We start from the raw sequence: 15,379 nt of genomic DNA, 5'->3' as shown, positions 1-15,379 counted from the left end.
GCTCTAGCCGCCCCGCGCCTCTAGCGGAAGAAGCAGGTGTCGCCTGCGTAGAGGGATTCCACGGTGCCCGACCCGTCCGCGGCCGTGAGGAAACCGCCCAGGTCGCCCGCCGTGAACTCGATGCCCAGCGTCGAGTCGGTCTGGATCTCGACGGTGCGCGCCGCGTTCAGGTCCGCTCGGCTCGTGCCCACGCCGATCCCGTCTGCGGTCGTCAGGCCTGCCTCACGCAGGAACCAGCCCCGGAACTCTCCATTCTGGAACAGCAGCTGCAGGCCGTTGGCGTATTGCGCGAACTGGACGGGTCCCTGACCGCACTCCTCGTTGGTGGACTGTTCCGGAGCCGGGCCGCCCACGGCGATGTTCACCGCGGTGATGACGGACTCCTGCGGCGTGCCGAAGGGCAGTGCGCGCGCCGCGCCTGAGGCGTCGAACACCCGTAGCCCTTCACCTTCGATGGCCAGACCACCGGTCTGTTGCGCGGCTGCGGCCGGCGCCGCGGCCTCGGAAGGCGCTCCGGCGGGAGCGGCCGTCTCTGCGGCCGGCTCGATGGACCGATCACAGGCGGCCAGGGCGGCCACGACGGTCAGGGCGAGGGCGGTCCGGGCGATAAGGCGCATGGTCTTGTTTTCCTTGTTTCGGGTCCGACGCCGGGGAGAGAAGGCCAAAACGCACGCAGAGGCAACGGCGAAGCTGTCTTCATCGCCCCAAGATGACCTAGCGTCACGTTGCTTGCCGGTGATCACCTCGGCTAGGTTGCCGCCAAGCCTCGCCTTCAGCAGGGGCATTTTCCGAGGGAACGTGATGCTGGGTTTGATGCAGGACTGGCCGCTGACGGTCGACCGGATTCTGGACCACTCCAGGAATTGGCACCCCCACCGCGAGGTCGTGACCCGCTCGGTCGAGGGACCGATCGTGCGCACGACGTACGGCGAAATCCACGGCCGGGCCAAGCGCGTGTCCAATGTGCTCAAGGGCTGGGGCGTCAAGGTCGGCGACCGCGTCGCGACCCTCGCCTGGAACACCGGCCGCCACATCGAGGCCTGGTACGGCATCATGGGCATCGGGGCGGTCTGCCACACCCTGAACCCGCGCCTGTTCCCGGAACAGCTGATCTACATCATCAACCACGCCGAAGACCGCATCATCTTCGTCGACCTGACGTTCGTGCCGCTGCTGGAGGCCATCCTGCCGCACTGCCCGACGGTGGAGCGGGTCGTGGTCATGACCGACCACGTCACCATGCCGGCGACCAAGCTGCCGCGCGCCGAATGCTACGAGGCGGTGCTGGAAGGCGTGTCCGAGGACTGCGAATGGGGCGGTTTCGACGAGAAGACGGCGTGTGGCCTCTGCTACACCTCGGGCACGACGGGGAATCCGAAGGGCGTCCTCTATTCCCACCGGTCGAACTTCATCCACACCCTGCTGGGCATGCAGTCGACGGTGCTGGGGCCGTCGCCCAAGGAAGTGATCCTGCCCGTCGTGCCGATGTTCCACGCCAACGCCTGGGGCATAGCCTTCGCCGGCCCGGCCGCCGGGGCCAAGCTGGTCATGCCGGGGGCCCGGATGGACGGTCCCGCCATCTATGAGCTGATCGAGAGCGAGGGCGTCACCTTCTCGGCCGCCGTGCCGACCGTCTGGCAGGGGCTGCTGGCGCACCTGCGCGAGCACAAGCTGCAGATCCCCACGGTCAAGAAAGTGCTGATCGGCGGCTCGGCCGTGCCCGAAAGCCTGATCCGCGCCTTCAACGACGAGTTCGGCATCGAGGTTCTGCAGGGCTGGGGCATGACCGAGACCTCGCCCATCGGCACCCTGTCCAACCTGACGCCGGAACTGGCCGCCCTGCCGTACGACGAGGGCATGAAGTGGCGGGTCAAGCAGGGCATGCCGCCGCTGGGCGTCGAGCTGAAGCTGAAGAACTACGCGGGTCAGGAGATGCCGCACGACGGGCACACCTACGGCCGCCTGATGGTGCGCGGCCCCACCATCGCCGGGGCGTACTTCAAGGGCGAGGGCGGCGAAATCCTCGACAACGAGAGCTACTTCGACACCGGCGACGTCGCCACCATCGACGAGCACGGCTTCATGCAGATCACCGACCGCGCCAAGGACGTGATCAAGTCGGGCGGCGAATGGATCAGCTCCATCGAGATCGAGAACATCGCCGTCGGCCACCCCAAGGCCGAGCTCGCCGCCGTCATCGGCGCGGCGCACCCCAAGTGGGACGAACGGCCCGTGCTGGTCGTCAAGCTCAAGCCGGGCGAAAGCCAGGACAAGCAGGAGCACCTGGACTTCCTGCAGGGCAAGATCGCCAAGTGGTGGATGCCCGACGACGTCGTCTTCGTCGACGACATCCCGCTGGGCGCGACGGGCAAGATCGACAAGAAGCTGCTGCGCGAGCGAATGAAGGACTACCGTCTGCCGACCGCCGCCCCGACCGAGACGGTCTGACCCAATGGCCCAGGCTCCGCGCGCGGTCCGCTGGGCGCGAGTTCTGCTGGCCCTCACGCTGCTGAGCCCCGCCGTGGCCTTCGTCGCCGTCGCGGGGATGAAGCTCGGCGTGTGGGACTGGACCGTCGGCTATTCGCTTCTCGCCATGCGCGTCGGGCTCGCGTTCGCCGCGCTCGGGGCCGTGGCGGCGCTAGGCGGCGTCGTCGTGGCCCTGGGCGAGAAGAAGGCCGGGCCCTTCGCCCTGGTCGGGCTGGTGGCGGGCGCCGTCACGGCGACCATCTATGGCCTCCATGTCGCTTCTCACGGCCTGCCGGTCGCGGGGGGACCCGCGCTCCTCGCCGATGTCACCACCAACCCGGCCGAGCCGCCGGTCTTCTCCGGGACCCTCGCGGATCAGCGCAGCGCCGCCGGCGTGCCAACCCTGACTGCCAGCGCCTTCGGGGCCTGCCAGGCCGCGACCGTCCCGACCCAGGTCGCGCCCAGCGTCGCCGCCTACGCCCTGCAGCAGGCGGGGTTCACGGTGCTGGGCTCCGGCGTCGGCCGCGCCGACGGCACCCGCACCGGCTTCTGGTTCGGCTTCAACCATGACGCCGTCATCCGCATCCGCCCCGGCCAGACGGACGTCCGCGTCTCGGCCCGCCAGGCGCGACCCGACGGCGGTGAGGCCTGCGGACTGTTGCAGACGATCGTGTCGAACCTTCAGGCGCCGTAGGTCGCCGTCAGGGTGGGCTCGCCGTCGGTGGTGGCCCGACCCTCCTTCACCAGCTTGATCAGGTGCGCCCAGACCGACAGGCTCGCCGCCGGCCACAGCCGCTGGTCGACGGCTGCATAGAGCTTGGGCACCATCTCCGCGATGGTCCGGTCCCCGGCCGCCAGCCGCGCTGCGACCTGCGCCTCGCGTTCGAGCCGATGCGTCCGGTAGGCCGCCAGAAACGCGGCGGGCTGCGTCACCGGAGCGCCGTGCGTCGGCCACAGGGTGTCGAACCCCGCTGTAATCACAACGTCGAGACTGGCCATGTAATCCGCCATGTCTCCGTCCGGCGGCGCGACCACCGTCGTCGACCAGCCCATGACGTGGTCGCCGCAGAACAGGGCGTTTTCCTCTTCCAGCGCGAAGGCCATGTGGTTCGACGCATGGCCCGGCGTGGCCAGAGCGGTCATCGACCAGCCGTCGCCTTCGATCCGCTCTCCGCCTGTCAGAATGACATCGGGCGCGAAGGCCTCGTCCTCGTCCTCATCCAGACCGCCAGAGGCGTGGGTCTGTCGCGCGGGCGGGCGCATGGCCAGGATGGGCGCGCCCGTCCGCTGGGCGAAGGGGCGGGCGAGGGGGGCGTGATCGCGATGGGTGTGGGTCACAAGCACATGGGTCACGCGCCGGCCCTCGACCGCCCCCAACAGGGCGTCCAGATGCGTCTCGTCCATCGGCCCCGGATCGATCACGGCGACCCCCGCGCCCGGCGCGTCGCGCCCGACGATGTAGGTTCCCGTCCCGGTGAAGGTGAACGGCCCCGGATTGTTCGCGATGACCCGCTGGATCAGGGGCGAGACCTGATCGCGGCGGCCGTACTCGAACTCGAAGTCTCTGACGAAGGGAATCATCCCGGCTCCTGCTCGCCCGGCGCGGTCCTTGCCTTAACGGATCGTAAACCGTCTCGGAGCGTCCAAAATGGCCCGCGCCATCGCCTATTCTGTCTCAAATCGGCTCCAGCCCATCGCGGCGGCCATCCTGTGTCTCATGGCGGCGCAGCTGGTGCTGCACTCCTGCGGCGATCCCGAGCCTGTGCCCTTCGCCGCCCGCGTCGCCGTCGAACGCTAGAGCGGCAGCCGGCTGAGGTCGTAGCCGGCGCGAGCTCCGGCCTCGCGCAGGGCGTCGGCATCGGCCCCGGCGCGCCGCATGGCCAGCGCCCAGGTCACGGCCGATCGCGTGCCCGATCGGCAGAACATCCAGACGGGCTCGCCCTTGGCCAGAACCTCGCCGACCGCATGGATCGCCGCCTCGTCCGGGAAACCGCTTACCGGCGCATGGACGAACGCCACGCCCGCCGCCCGCGCGGCCTCGGCCACTTCGGCCGCCGTGGGCTGACCGGGATCCTCGCCGTCGGGCCTGTTGGACACGATCGTTGTGACGCCCAGCGCCGCCGCTTCGCCGATGTCGGACAGGGCGACCTGGGGCGCGACCTGCACGGTGTCGCTCAAGCGTCGGAAATCGGCCACAGTCGCCTCCTCGGTTTCAGGTTTTCCAGCTAACACGCCGCCACGGAAAAACCATTGCCACGCTTCAGGCGTTAGGCTCGCTCCTGATGTCGAAACAACCCACGGATTCTCGATGCGTCTTCTGACCGCCGCCTCCTTCGCCGCCCTCGTCCTGTCCGCTCCCTCGGCCTTCGCCCAGGATCAGGACGGTCCGATCGCCACCGCGACCGAGGCGACGGAGTCGGTCGAGGCGAGAAACGCCCGCGAGGCCATCGCCTATGAGACGCCCCTGCCGCGCGGCGCTCCGGAACAGGACTATCCCCTGGTCGCCTGGTGCGCGGCCCTGGTCGAGGGGCACATCGCGCTCGGCCGCACCCTGACCGGCGCCGACGATCTGGACCGCGAGATCATGCGACTGGGCGCGCTCGAGGCCACCGATTTCCGCGAGGCCCTGCGCATCGGGGCACCGCGCCAGACGCCGGCGACCCGCACGGCCGCGCAGGCCGCCGAGGCCGAAGCCACCGCCCGCTGGACCCCGCTGATGGCCCTGCCGGAGGATGCCGCGCGCAGCCAGGCGTTCGGCCTGTTCTTCGGCCTGCCCGGTCGTTGCGAGCACGCCGCGCGGCGGGTGCGCGAGAACATCACCACCGCCCCGGTGACGCTGCAGCAGGCGGGCCTGGACGAGATGGGTCAACCGGTCGCCCAGTAATCGGGGCGGGGGGCAGGGCAGGGGCCTCGACCGTCGCGGCGGGGGCCTCTAAACCGGCCTCATGTTCAGATCCGTCCTGGTCGCCAATCGCGGCGAGATCGCCTGCCGCGTCTTCCGCACCGCCAAGCGCATGGGCCTGCGCACCATCGCGGTCTATTCCGAGGCCGATGCGAACGCGCTCCACGTCCGCGAGGCCGACGAGGCCGTCCTGATCGGCCCGGCCCCGGCGCGGGAAAGCTATCTGGATCAGGCCAAGGTGCTCGCCGCCGCCAAGGCGACCGGCGCCGAAGCCATCCACCCCGGCTATGGCTTCCTGTCCGAGAACGCGGAGTTCGCCGAGGCCGTCATGGCCGCCGGCATCACCTGGATCGGCGCCCCACCGGCCGCCATCCGGGCCATGGGCCTGAAGGACGCGGCCAAACAGCTGATGGTCGAGGCGGGCGTGCCCGTGACCCCCGGCTACATGGGCGAGGACCAGTCGCCCGACCGGCTGAAGGCCGAGGCCGACGCCATCGGCTATCCCGTTCTGATCAAGGCCGTGGCGGGCGGGGGCGGCAAGGGCATGCGCCGCGTCGACGAGGCCCCGGCCTTCCTCGACGCCCTCGCCTCATGCCAGCGCGAGGCCGCCTCCAGCTTCGGCGACGACCGGGTGCTGATCGAGAGATACATCCTGTCGCCGCGCCACATCGAGGTTCAGGTGTTCGGCGATGCCCACGGCGAGGTCGTCCACCTGTTCGAGCGCGACTGCTCGCTCCAGCGCCGCCACCAGAAGGTGATCGAGGAGGCCCCGGCCCCCGGCATGGACGAGGCGACGCGCCAGGCCGTCACGGCGGCGGCGGTGCGGGCGGCGAAGGCCGTCAACTACGTCGGCGCCGGCACCATCGAGTTCATCGCCGACGGGACGGAGGGCCTGCGCGCCGACCGCATCTGGTTCATGGAGATGAACACCCGGCTGCAGGTCGAACACCCGGTCACCGAGGTGATCACCGGCCAGGACCTGGTCGAATGGCAACTCCGCGTCGCCGCGGGCGAGCCCCTGCCGCTGAAGCAGGACCAGCTGTCGATCACCGGCTGGGCCATGGAGGCCCGTCTCTACGCCGAGGACCCGGCCAACGGGTTCCTGCCCAGCATTGGGCGCCTGGACCACTTCGTCCTGCCCGACGACATCCGCGTCGACACCGGCGTCGAGGCGGGCGGCGAGGTCAGCCAGTTCTACGACCCCATGATCGCCAAGCTCATCGTGCACGAGGCTGCGCGCGAGGCGGCGGCGGCGCGGCTGGCGGAGGCGTGCGCCGAAGTGCAGGTCTGGCCGGTCCGGACCAACGCCGGGTTCCTGGTCCGCTGCCTGAAGCACGCCCGCTTCCGCTCGGGCGACGTCGACACCGGTCTGATCGCGGCCGAAGGCGAGGCGCTGTCGCAGGCGCAGCTTGACCCCGCGATCGACGCCGCCGCCATCGGCATGGTCGCCGAGAGCGAGTGGCACGGCCGCACCGACTATCGCTCCGCCGATGGGTCGTCGCCGTTCCAGGGGCTGCCAGGCCAGACGTTCGGCTTTCGTCTGAACGCCGCGCCCCGCGCCAGCTACGCCGCCCGGGTCGCGGGCCGCAAGGTCGTCGCTCCGGTTCTGGCGGACGGCGAATACGCGACCTGGCACGTCGGCGAGCCCGCCCTGCCGGTCGAAGTGCTGCACGACACCATTCAGGTCGGCGAGCGCAGCTTCGGCTACGCCTACGCCTTTGGAGACGCGTCTGGCCCCGACATCCTCTTCGCTGACGGCGGGGCCGTGACCGTGACCTGGCGCGACGGCGTCGCGGACCGGGGCGCGGGTAGCGGCGGGGCTTCCGACGGCGCCCTCCGCGCCCCCATGCCGGGCAAGATCGTCGCGGCGCCCGCCAGGCCCGGCGACGCCGTGAGCAAGGGCCAGCCCATCGTCGTGCTCGAGGCCATGAAGATGGAGCACGCCCTCGTCGCCCCGTTCGACGGCGTCGTCGGCGAGATCGGCGTCTCCGTCGGCGACCAGGTCGCGGCCGACGCCGTCCTGGCCACGGTGGAGGCGGCCTCCGCCTGATGCCCCTCCACATGATCAAGCTGTGCGTCGGCGTCGCCCACGTCGAGACGCTGGAGCGCCGCGCCGCCAAGGGTCAGTGGCTGACCGTCAACACCCGCATGACGCCCAAACGCGCCGCCGAGATCGAGGACGGCGGCTCTATCTACTGGGTCATGAAGGGCACGGTCACCTGCCGCATGCCCATCGTCGACATCTCCACCCGCGGCGAGGGCAAGGCCTCCAGCTGCGTCATCAAGCTGGCGCCCGAGGTCATCCGCACCGCCCCCCAGGCCCGTCGTCCCTTCCAGGGCTGGCGCTATCTGGAGCCCAAGGACGCGCCGCCCGATCTGTCGTCGATGGACGCCGGCGACCTGCCCATCGATCTGGCCAAGCAGCTCCGTGAGATGGGGGCGTGGTGACGCCCCTCTCGCCCGCCACCCGCGCCGCCACCCGCGAGCTTCTGACCCTGGCCTGGCCGGTGGTGCTGGCGCGGATCGGCATCATGACCATGGGGCTGACCGACGCCATCGTGGTCGGCAATTACGCCAGCCGCGAGCTGGCTCTGCATTCCCTGGCCTGGGCGCCGACCTCGGTGGTCGTCACGACAGCGGTCGGCCTGCTGCTCGGCGTCCAGGTGATGACGGCCCGTCTACTAGGCGAGGGCCGTCGAGGGGAGGCGGGCGCGGTCCTCCGACGCGGGCTCGTCTACGCCGCCCAGATCGGCGTCGCCTCCATGCTGGCCTTGGTCGTGATCGGCCCCTGGGCGCTGGAGCGGCTGAACCTCGAGGACGGGCTGGGCGCCGCCGCTGGTCCGGCCCTGATCGTTTTCTCGCTGTCCATGCCGGCCTATCTGATCTCGGTCGCCTGCCAGTTCTTCCTGGAGGCGCTCGGCAAGCCCAAGCCGGGCATGATCGCCATGTGGGTCGCCAACGGGGTGAACCTCGGCCTCAACCTGCTGCTGGTGCCCGACCTGCTCGGGCTGGGCGTCGCGGGCGCCGAGGCCTCGGCCTGGGCCACCTTCTGGGCGCGGGCGTCCCTGGCGATCTTCCTCCTGATCTACATCGCCCGCCTGCCCGAGGCGCGCGCGCTCGGGGTCTTCACCAAGCCGCGACGGGATCCCGTCGCCGCCCGCCAGCAAGTGACCATTGGGCTCGGCTCGGGCTCGTCCTACTTCATCGAGGTCGGAGCCTTCGCCCTCATGACCCTCTACGCCGCCCAACTGGGCACGGCCGAGACGGCGGCCTGGGCCATCGTGCTCAACATCTCCGCCATCGTCTTCATGATCCCCATGGGGCTGTCCTCGGCCACGGCGGTGCTCGTCGGCCGCGCCTACGGAGCACGAGACCCCCACGCCGTCCTCCGGAACGGCCTAGTCGGCGTCGGCGTGGTCACCGGCCTGACCTTGCTGGTCGCTCTGATCGTCTGGCCCAGCGCGCCGTTGCTGATCGGCGCCTACAACCGCGACCCCGCGCTGGCCGTCATCGCCATTCCGGCGCTGGTGCTGGCCACCCTGTTCTTCGTCGCCGACGGCATCCAGGTCGTCGCGGCCCAGGCCAACCGCGCGGCGGGCGACGTCTGGTGGCCGACGATCATGCACTTCACCGCGTATGGCGCGATCATGATGCCCCTGGGCTGGTGGTTGTCGCAGAGCTTCGGCGTCGACGGCCTGGTCTGGGCCGTCATCATCGCCAGCCTGGTCTCATCGACCCTGCTGACCGGCCGGTTCGTGCGGATCGCCAGGCGTCTGCAGATCCGAGGCGTTCCGACCTGAAGCCGCTCAGGTGACGCGGCGGCTGTCGCTCTCTATATGCGTCGGCTTCCTCCCGCCCCCGGAGCCCCATGTCCCGCATCCTGATCACCTCGGCGCTGCCCTACATCAACGGAATCAAGCACCTGGGGAATCTCGCGGGCTCCATGCTGCCGGCGGACGTCTACGCCCGGTTCAAGCGGGGGCAGGGGCATGCGGTGCTCTACATCTGCGCCACCGACGAGCACGGCACCCCGGCCGAGCTGGCCGCCGCCGCCGCCGGTCAGGACGTGCGGATCTACTGCGACGAACAGCATGAGATCCAGAAGCGGGCGGGCCAGGCGTTCGGCCTCAGCTACGACTGGTTCGGTCGGTCCTCGAACGCGCCCAACCGCCGCCTGACGCAGCATTTCGCCAACGTCCTTGAACAGAACGGCTTCATCGAGGAGCGGGTGGATCGGATGATCTACTCCATCGACGACGCCCGCTTCCTGCCCGACCGCTACGTCGAGGGCACCTGCCCCCACTGCGGCTATCGCCCGGCGCGCGGCGACCAGTGCGACAACTGCGGCCGTCTGCTGGACCCCACCGATCTGATCGAGCCCTATTCGGCGGTGTCGGGCTCGACCAAGCTGGAGGTGCGCGACACGCGCCACCTCTACCTGCTCCAGACCAAACTGGAGGACCGCATCCGCGCCTGGATCGAGTCCAAGTCCGACTGGCAGACCCTGGCCCGCTCCATCGCGCTCAAGCATCTGGACGAAGGGCTGATCGACCGGGGCATCACCCGCGACCTGTTCTGGGGCGTGCCGGTGGTAGGCCCCGACGGCGGCCCGCGGCTCGGCATGGAGGGCAAGGTCTTCTACGTCTGGTTCGACGCCCCCATCGAATACATCGGCGCGACCGAGGAGTGGGCCGAGGCCAACGGCCGGACCTGGCGCGACTGGTGGCGTCTGGACGAGGGCGCCGAAGACGTCCGCTACGTCCAGTTCATGGGCAAGGACAACGTCGCCTTCCACACGGTGTCGTTCCCCGCCACCATCCTCGGCTCCGGCGAGCCGTGGAAGACGGTGGATACGCTGAAGGCCTTCAACTGGCTGAACTGGTATGGCGGCAAGTTCTCGACGTCCCAGAAGCGCGGCGTCTTCATGGACCAGGCGCTGGAAATTCTGCCCGCCGACTACTGGCGCTGGCACCTGACGGCCTATGGGCCGGAGGGCTCGGACGCCGCCTTCACCTGGGAGCAGTTCCAGGCGACGACGAACAAGGACCTGGCCGATGTGCTCGGCAACTTCGTCAACCGCATCGTCAAGTTCGCGGAATCCAAGTTCGACGGCGTCGTGCCCGACGGCGGCGAACCGGGGCCTCTGGAAGCCAAGCTGGATGCTGAGGTCCGCGCCGGTCTGGCCGAGGCCACCGAGGCCTTTGAAGCGATGGAGTTTCGCAAGGCCTGTCAGGCCATCCGCGCCGTCTGGGTGCTTGGCAACGAATATCTGCAGGAAGCCGCGCCGTGGACGGCCTTCAAGACGGACGTGGAGCGTTCGGCGGTCGGGGTCCGCACGGGTCTGAACTTGGTCGCTCTTTTCGCCCGCATCGCCGCCCCGGTCATGCCCTTCACCGCCGAGCGGATCGCCGCGACGGTGGGCGAGACCGACCTGAGCTGGCCGGCCGCCGACGCGCCGTTGCTGGAACGCCTCCCTCGCGGCCGGCCGGTCTCCGCGCCCGAAGTCCTGTTCAAGAAGATTGAGGACGCCCAGGTCGCAGACTGGAGCGAGCGCTTCGGAGGCGCGGAGTGACGCCAGCGCTCGGCGAGCTTTCCTCCGAAACGCTGTCGGCCGTTCGCGAGCGGCTGACACGCACCGGTCGGGCGCAACTGCCAGACGTTCTGGCCGCTGACTACGCCAAGGCCCTGCGCGAGGCCGCCGATGGCGTCGACTTCAACATCGTCACACGCCGATCGACCGGCCACGTCGATCTGCCGGCCGCCTGGCTGGCCTCTCTCGATCCACAGCGGCGCCGGACGCTCGGCGAGACGGTGCAGGCCTCGGCGACCGACCAGTTCCAGTATCTGTTCGACAACCACCCCATCTACGACATGGCCGAAGCTCGGGTGGCGGCACCGGTCTGGGCGGATCTGGTCGCCTTCCTGAACGGCGACGCCTTCCTCGGCCTAATGCGGGACGTGACGGGAGAACCCCGCATCGCCTTGGCCGACGCCCAGCTGACGCGGTTTCGGCAGGGGCACTTCCTGAGCGAGCATGACGATACGGCGGAAGGGAAGAACCGCTACTTCGCCTATGTTCTGAACCTGACGCCCGCCTGGCGCATCGACTGGGGCGGGCTCCTGGCTTTCCACGCAGAAGACGGCAACGTATCCGAGGCTTTCACGCCGCGCATTAACACCCTGAATCTGCTTCGCGTGCCCCAGCCGCATTCGGTCACGCAGGTCGCCCTGTCCGCAGGGGCCGATCGCGTCTCGGTCACCGGCTGGTTGCGGGGAACGGGATAGCTATTCGAACAGCGAAGCCGGCGCGCCATATTCGCCGGGCCACGCCAGATAGGCCACGTCCGTCGGGCCGATGACGTGGACCACGACGCGCCAACGATTGCCCTGCCGTCGCAGCAGCCCATAGGTGGTCGGTCCGTCGAACATCCCTTCGGCGATGACTTCGTCGAATCCGGCCCGCGTGAAGTCTATCGCGCGGCCGTTGGGTGCCTGAATCTCGCCGGCATAGTAGGCCCAGTCCCCCTGGACCCGTAGCCTATCCACCACGAACCGGACCGGCTGGTTCACCTCGTCCTCGACTGGCCTGCGCAGGGCATCCAACAGGGTCCGGCGCAGAGGATCGCCGACCGGAACATCCCGCACGGCGTTCTGGATGACGGCCGGTGCCGCCGCCGGTTCGGAGATGCTCGGCGACAGGGCGGTCAGGACAAGGGCCAGAACCAGCGAAGTCATCTTCGAACCCCCTTGCGCGAAGAACCTATTCCGCCGTGGTCGAGCCCGACGACGTCACGGATTCCGCCGCGGCTGCGGACGGCGGGGCGACGGAGCCGTCTGTCCCGGTCAGGGGCGCGCCGGACCCCGGCAGCTCGCTGTCCTCGGACCGGACGCCCTGCATGAACTTCTCAACCTCCTTGGGAGAGATGTCGATGAAGGCCGGGGCCGAGGCGTTGTGCTGTTCCAGATTGCCCGTGCGCACCACGACCGAGCGATAACCGTCCCAGATCATGTGGAGCGCAACGTACAGCACGATCACCAGGCCCACGTAGCCGATCCAGCGATACTTGTTCAGCAGACGGGCGATGAAGGTCGCCGCGACGCCCATCAAGATGATCGACAGCACCAGGCCGAACACCATGATCCAGGGGTGCTCGTGCGCCGCGCCGGCCACTGCCAGGACATTGTCCAGCGACATGGTGATGTCGGCGATCATGATCTGCAGCAGCGCGGCGCCGAAGGTCTTGCGCTTCAGGCCCAGCTCTTCCGGGGTCGGGCCCTGGCCATGCTCGATGGCGAGAGCGAGCTCCAGCTCCTTCTCGGCTTCCGCCTGATCGTGCGTCGCCTGCTCGCGCAGTTCGCGCCACATCTTCCAGCAGACCCAGAGCAGCAGCACGCCGCCCGCCAGCAGCAGGCCGACGATGGCCAGCAACTGCACGGTGATCAGCGCGAAGCCGATGCGCATGACGACGGCGGCGGCCAGGCCGATCAGGATGGCCTTGCGGCGCTGTTCAACCGGCAGGGCGGCGGCGGCCAGACCGACGGCCACGGCGTTGTCGCCGGCCAGCACCAGGTCGATGGCCAGCACCTGACCGAGCGCGGTCAGCTGGCTGGCGAATTCGGGAGAGCTGAGGAATTCCATGAGCGGGCTGTTAGCAGGGAGCGACAGTTAATCAAGCGGGCCGCTGCTTGCGGCTGGCTTCGTACAGCGCGATCGCCGCCGCGTTTGACACGTTCAGGCTCTCGAAGCCGCCCGGCATGGGGATTCTGGCCAGGACGTCGCAGTGCTCGGCCACCAGCCGGCGGATGCCGTCGCCCTCCGACCCCATGACCAGCACGGTCGGTCGCTCATCCAGCGCGCTGCCCAGCGTCTCATCCGACGCTCCGTCCAGCCCGACGGCCCGCCAGCCAAGATCGGCCAGCCGCTCCAGCGCCCGCGACAGATTGGTCACCCGCGCGCACGGCAGCCGCTCGGTCGCCCCCGCCGCCGCCTTGGCCAGCGCCCCCGCCAGAACAGGCGAATGCCGGTCCTGCACGACGATCCCGCGCGCGCCGAAGGCCAGCGCCGAGCGGAAGATGGCCCCGACGTTCTGGGGATCGGTCAGCTGATCCAGCATGACGATGACGCCCCGGGCCGGCTCCGCCAGATCCTCTAGCGCCACGCCCTCCAGAGGCTGAACCTTGAACACCAGCCCCTGATGCACCGCGCCTTGGGGCAGCATGCGCTCCAACCCCTGGAGGTCGACGACCTCGACCACACGGCCGGGCGCCAGGCAGTCGCGTTCGAGCTCTGCGGCGCGATCCGCTGTGGCGAGCAGCCGCCCCATGCCCTTCCTCGCCGGATTGGCCAGCGCCGCCAGCACCGGGTGGCGACCCCAGATCAACTGGTCCGCGTCGATCTTGCCCCGGTTCTGACGCGGCGCCGCCGCCGAACTGGGTTCGGTCGCCCCGGGTGCCCATCCGCCCTTGTCCAGCGCCCCCTTCGCCCCCTTGCCGCCCGGCCCCGAACGCCCCCGAAAGCCTGCTCCACCGGCCGTTTTCCCGCCCGATTTGCGGTCGTTGCGTTCTGGAATTCTCGACACTATAAGACGCCCTCCGATTTGGAGCCCTTGGGGCTTTCGGGTCTGGCTCCCTGTATCGCAGGCGTGTCCGAACCCCGAAGTCTTTTGTTTCGAGACGGGTCGAAAGACCGGTTTCGGGCGTTCATTCGGATCGACCAGCGCGTGCGGGGGAATGTCCCGAGCGGCAAAGGGGGGGGACTGTAAATCCCCTGCGTAAGCTTCGCAGGTTCGAGTCCTGCTTCCCCCACCACGCGCTTCGATCCGAGAGTTCAGAGGCGACGATGAGGATCGCGGTCGAGGGCTGGATCGCCCGAGGCCGTCTCTGCGCGGGTATAGTACAATGGTAGTACAGCAGCCTTCCAAGCTGAATATGTCGGTTCGATTCCGTCTACCCGCTCCAGGTTTTTGATTGAGCAACGCGCCCCTCAACCCGGGCCATCAGGAGTTTGGCCATGGCCAAGGAAAAGTTCGAACGCACCAAGCCGCACTGCAACATCGGCACGATCGGTCACGTCGATCATGGCAAGACGACGCTGACGGCGGCGATCACCATGACGCTGGCCAAGGCCGGCGGCGCCAAGGCGATGAACTATGCGGACATCGACGCCGCGCCGGAAGAGAAGGCGCGCGGCATCACCATCAACACCGCGCACGTCGAGTATGAGACGGCCAACCGTCACTATGCCCACGTCGACTGCCCGGGCCACGCTGACTATGTGAAGAACATGATCACGGGCGCCGCGCAGATGGACGGCGCGATCCTGGTGGTGTCGGCCGCCGACGGCCCGATGCCGCAGACCCGCGAGCACATCCTGCTGGCCCGTCAGGTCGGCGTGCCGGCGCTGGTGGTGTTCATGAACAAGGTCGACCTGGTCGACGACGAGGAGCTGCTGGAGCTCGTCGAGATGGAAGTGCGCGAGCTGCTGTCCAGCTACCAGTTCCCGGGCGACGACATTCCGATCACCAAGGGCTCGGCCAAGGCCGCGACCGACGGCGTGAACCCGGAGATCGGCGAACAGAAGATCCTGGAGCTGATGCAGACGGTGGACGATTACATCCCGCAGCCTGAGCGTCCGATCGACCTGCCGTTCCTGATGCCGGTGGAAGACGTCTTCTCGATCTCGGGCCGCGGCACCGTGGTGACGGGCCGGGTCGAGCGCGGCATCGTCAAGGTCGGCGAGGAAGTCGAGATCGTCGGCATCCGCCCCGTCCAGAAGACGACCTGCACGGGCGTGGAGATGTTCCGCAAGCTGCTGGACCAGGGCCAGGCGGGCGACAACGTCGGCGTGCTGCTGCGCGGCACCAAGCGCGAGGACGTCGAGCGCGGCCAGGTGCTGTGCAAGCCGGGCTCGATCACTCCGCACACCAAGTTCCTGGCCGAGGCCTATATCCTGACCAAGGAAGAGGGTGGCCGTCACACGCCGTTCTTCACCAACTACCGCCCGCAGTTCTA

16 protein-coding genes and 2 tRNA genes are annotated in these 15,379 nt (G+C 69.0%); 12 read left to right on the top strand and 6 right to left on the bottom strand.

The genetic code is table 11. The features are described 5' to 3' along the window. Nucleotides 1-20: 20 nt before the first annotated feature. Nucleotides 21-617 (bottom strand): hypothetical protein, encoded by a 597-nt coding sequence (locus Q333_RS0114090; RefSeq protein WP_157072471.1) that lies wholly within the window; start codon nt 615-617, stop codon nt 21-23. A gap of 184 nt (nt 618-801) precedes the next feature. On the opposite strand from Q333_RS0114090, the gene Q333_RS0114085 reads away from it, so the two are divergent. Next, complete coding sequence (locus tag Q333_RS0114085) at nt 802-2,448, top strand: long-chain-fatty-acid--CoA ligase (protein ID WP_029417873.1); 1,647 nt, start codon at nt 802-804, stop codon at nt 2,446-2,448. A gap of 4 nt (nt 2,449-2,452) precedes the next feature. After that, a complete protein-coding gene (locus Q333_RS0114080; protein ID WP_029417872.1) occupies nt 2,453-3,160 on the top strand; it encodes a DUF1499 domain-containing protein in 708 nt (235 codons plus the stop codon). Here the strand turns inward: Q333_RS0114080 and Q333_RS0114075 are convergent. Next, nucleotides 3,148-4,047, bottom strand: a complete 900-nt coding sequence (locus Q333_RS0114075; RefSeq protein ID WP_029417871.1) for an MBL fold metallo-hydrolase — start codon at nt 4,045-4,047, stop codon at nt 3,148-3,150. The two genes, Q333_RS0114080 and Q333_RS0114075, sit on opposite strands and share 13 nt — an antisense overlap. Before the next feature lie 67 nt (nt 4,048-4,114). On the opposite strand from Q333_RS0114075, the gene Q333_RS17770 reads away from it, so the two are divergent. Continuing rightward, entirely contained in the window at nt 4,115-4,264 is a 150-nt protein-coding gene (locus tag Q333_RS17770; protein WP_169738150.1) for a hypothetical protein, read from the top strand. Here Q333_RS17770 and Q333_RS0114065 read toward each other — a convergent pair. Further along, the gene (locus Q333_RS0114065; protein ID WP_029417870.1) at nt 4,261-4,662 is read right to left on the bottom strand and encodes a TIGR01244 family sulfur transferase; all 402 of its coding nucleotides are present in this window, start codon (nt 4,660-4,662) and stop codon (nt 4,261-4,263) included. The genes Q333_RS17770 and Q333_RS0114065 overlap by 4 nt on opposite strands. Nucleotides 4,663-4,774: 112 nt before the next feature. Between Q333_RS0114065 and Q333_RS0114060 the strand changes: the two genes are divergently transcribed. From Q333_RS0114060 to Q333_RS0114035, 6 genes are all read left to right on the top strand, one after another. Continuing rightward, on the top strand, nt 4,775-5,350 hold the full coding sequence (locus tag Q333_RS0114060; RefSeq protein ID WP_029417869.1) for a hypothetical protein: 576 nt from the start codon (nt 4,775-4,777) through the stop codon (nt 5,348-5,350). Between the two features lie 61 nt (nt 5,351-5,411). Then, the gene (locus Q333_RS0114055) at nt 5,412-7,418 is read left to right on the top strand and encodes an acetyl/propionyl/methylcrotonyl-CoA carboxylase subunit alpha (RefSeq protein WP_029417867.1); all 2,007 of its coding nucleotides are present in this window, start codon (nt 5,412-5,414) and stop codon (nt 7,416-7,418) included. Then, nucleotides 7,418-7,816: a DUF1489 family protein gene (locus Q333_RS0114050; RefSeq protein ID WP_029417865.1), complete on the top strand. Its 399-nt coding sequence runs from the start codon at nt 7,418-7,420 to the stop codon at nt 7,814-7,816. The genes Q333_RS0114055 and Q333_RS0114050 overlap by 1 nt, the downstream gene beginning before the upstream one ends. Next, entirely contained in the window at nt 7,810-9,168 is a 1,359-nt protein-coding gene (locus tag Q333_RS0114045) for an MATE family efflux transporter (RefSeq protein ID WP_245591553.1), read from the top strand. Before Q333_RS0114050 ends, Q333_RS0114045 begins: the two co-directional genes overlap by 7 nt. Nucleotides 9,169-9,236: 68 nt before the next feature. Further along, nucleotides 9,237-10,940 carry a methionine--tRNA ligase gene (gene metG / locus Q333_RS0114040; protein WP_029417863.1) on the top strand — a complete coding sequence of 568 codons (1,704 nt, stop codon included), beginning with the start codon at nt 9,237-9,239 and terminating at the stop codon, nt 10,938-10,940. Continuing rightward, nucleotides 10,937-11,653, top strand: coding sequence for a 2OG-Fe(II) oxygenase (locus Q333_RS0114035; protein WP_029417862.1), 717 nt, complete (start codon nt 10,937-10,939; stop codon nt 11,651-11,653). Before metG ends, Q333_RS0114035 begins: the two co-directional genes overlap by 4 nt. Here the strand turns inward: Q333_RS0114035 and Q333_RS16675 are convergent, their stop codons facing one another. From Q333_RS16675 to rlmB, 3 genes are read right to left on the bottom strand one after another with little or no spacing between them, the layout of a single operon-like run. Continuing rightward, nucleotides 11,654-12,103, bottom strand: a complete 450-nt coding sequence (locus tag Q333_RS16675; RefSeq protein ID WP_051651344.1) for a hypothetical protein — start codon at nt 12,101-12,103, stop codon at nt 11,654-11,656. A 25-nt stretch (nt 12,104-12,128) separates the two neighbouring features. After that, nucleotides 12,129-13,007: a TerC family protein gene (locus Q333_RS0114025; RefSeq protein ID WP_084176163.1), complete on the bottom strand. Its 879-nt coding sequence runs from the start codon at nt 13,005-13,007 to the stop codon at nt 12,129-12,131. A 31-nt stretch (nt 13,008-13,038) separates the two neighbouring features. Next, nucleotides 13,039-13,947 (bottom strand): 23S rRNA (guanosine(2251)-2'-O)-methyltransferase RlmB, encoded by a 909-nt coding sequence (gene rlmB / locus Q333_RS16670; protein WP_029417857.1) that lies wholly within the window; start codon nt 13,945-13,947, stop codon nt 13,039-13,041. Nucleotides 13,948-14,092: 145 nt separating this feature from the next. On the opposite strand from rlmB, the gene Q333_RS0114015 reads away from it, so the two are divergent. The 3 genes from Q333_RS0114015 to tuf all read left to right on the top strand — a co-directional run. Then, a tRNA-Tyr gene (locus Q333_RS0114015) sits at nt 14,093-14,176 on the top strand. A 76-nt stretch (nt 14,177-14,252) separates the two neighbouring features. After that, a tRNA-Gly gene (locus Q333_RS0114010) sits at nt 14,253-14,326 on the top strand. 52 nt (nt 14,327-14,378) lie between these two features. Beyond that, nucleotides 14,379-15,379, top strand: a 1,001-nt coding sequence (tuf, locus tag Q333_RS0114005) for an elongation factor Tu (RefSeq protein WP_029417856.1), incomplete at its 3' end; no start/stop codon positions are given.

The organism is Brevundimonas bacteroides DSM 4726 (assembly GCF_000701445.1).
In the GTDB taxonomy this organism is placed as follows: Bacteria; Pseudomonadota; Alphaproteobacteria; order Caulobacterales; family Caulobacteraceae; genus Brevundimonas; species Brevundimonas bacteroides.
Note: the sequence above shows the minus strand (reverse complement) of the source record. Positions and strands in the feature narration are given on the sequence as shown.

What these genes read in the sequence shown, in the direction of transcription:
- Q333_RS0114090 (WP_157072471.1), bottom strand. Translation starts at nt 617, where the DNA reads ATGCGCCTTATCGCCCGGACCGCCCTCGCCCTGACCGTCGTGGCCGCC.
- Q333_RS0114085 (WP_029417873.1), top strand. Translation starts at nt 802, where the DNA reads ATGCTGGGTTTGATGCAGGACTGGCCGCTGACGGTCGACCGGATTCTG.
- Q333_RS0114080 (WP_029417872.1), top strand. Translation starts at nt 2,453, where the DNA reads ATGGCCCAGGCTCCGCGCGCGGTCCGCTGGGCGCGAGTTCTGCTGGCC.
- Q333_RS0114075 (WP_029417871.1), bottom strand. Translation starts at nt 4,047, where the DNA reads ATGATTCCCTTCGTCAGAGACTTCGAGTTCGAGTACGGCCGCCGCGAT.
- Q333_RS17770 (WP_169738150.1), top strand. Translation starts at nt 4,115, where the DNA reads ATGGCCCGCGCCATCGCCTATTCTGTCTCAAATCGGCTCCAGCCCATC.
- Q333_RS0114060 (WP_029417869.1), top strand. Translation starts at nt 4,775, where the DNA reads ATGCGTCTTCTGACCGCCGCCTCCTTCGCCGCCCTCGTCCTGTCCGCT.
- Q333_RS0114055 (WP_029417867.1), top strand. Translation starts at nt 5,412, where the DNA reads ATGTTCAGATCCGTCCTGGTCGCCAATCGCGGCGAGATCGCCTGCCGC.
- Q333_RS0114050 (WP_029417865.1), top strand. Translation starts at nt 7,418, where the DNA reads ATGCCCCTCCACATGATCAAGCTGTGCGTCGGCGTCGCCCACGTCGAG.
- metG (WP_029417863.1), top strand. Translation starts at nt 9,237, where the DNA reads ATGTCCCGCATCCTGATCACCTCGGCGCTGCCCTACATCAACGGAATC.
- Q333_RS16675 (WP_051651344.1), bottom strand. Translation starts at nt 12,103, where the DNA reads ATGACTTCGCTGGTTCTGGCCCTTGTCCTGACCGCCCTGTCGCCGAGC.
- Q333_RS0114025 (WP_084176163.1), bottom strand. Translation starts at nt 13,007, where the DNA reads ATGGAATTCCTCAGCTCTCCCGAATTCGCCAGCCAGCTGACCGCGCTC.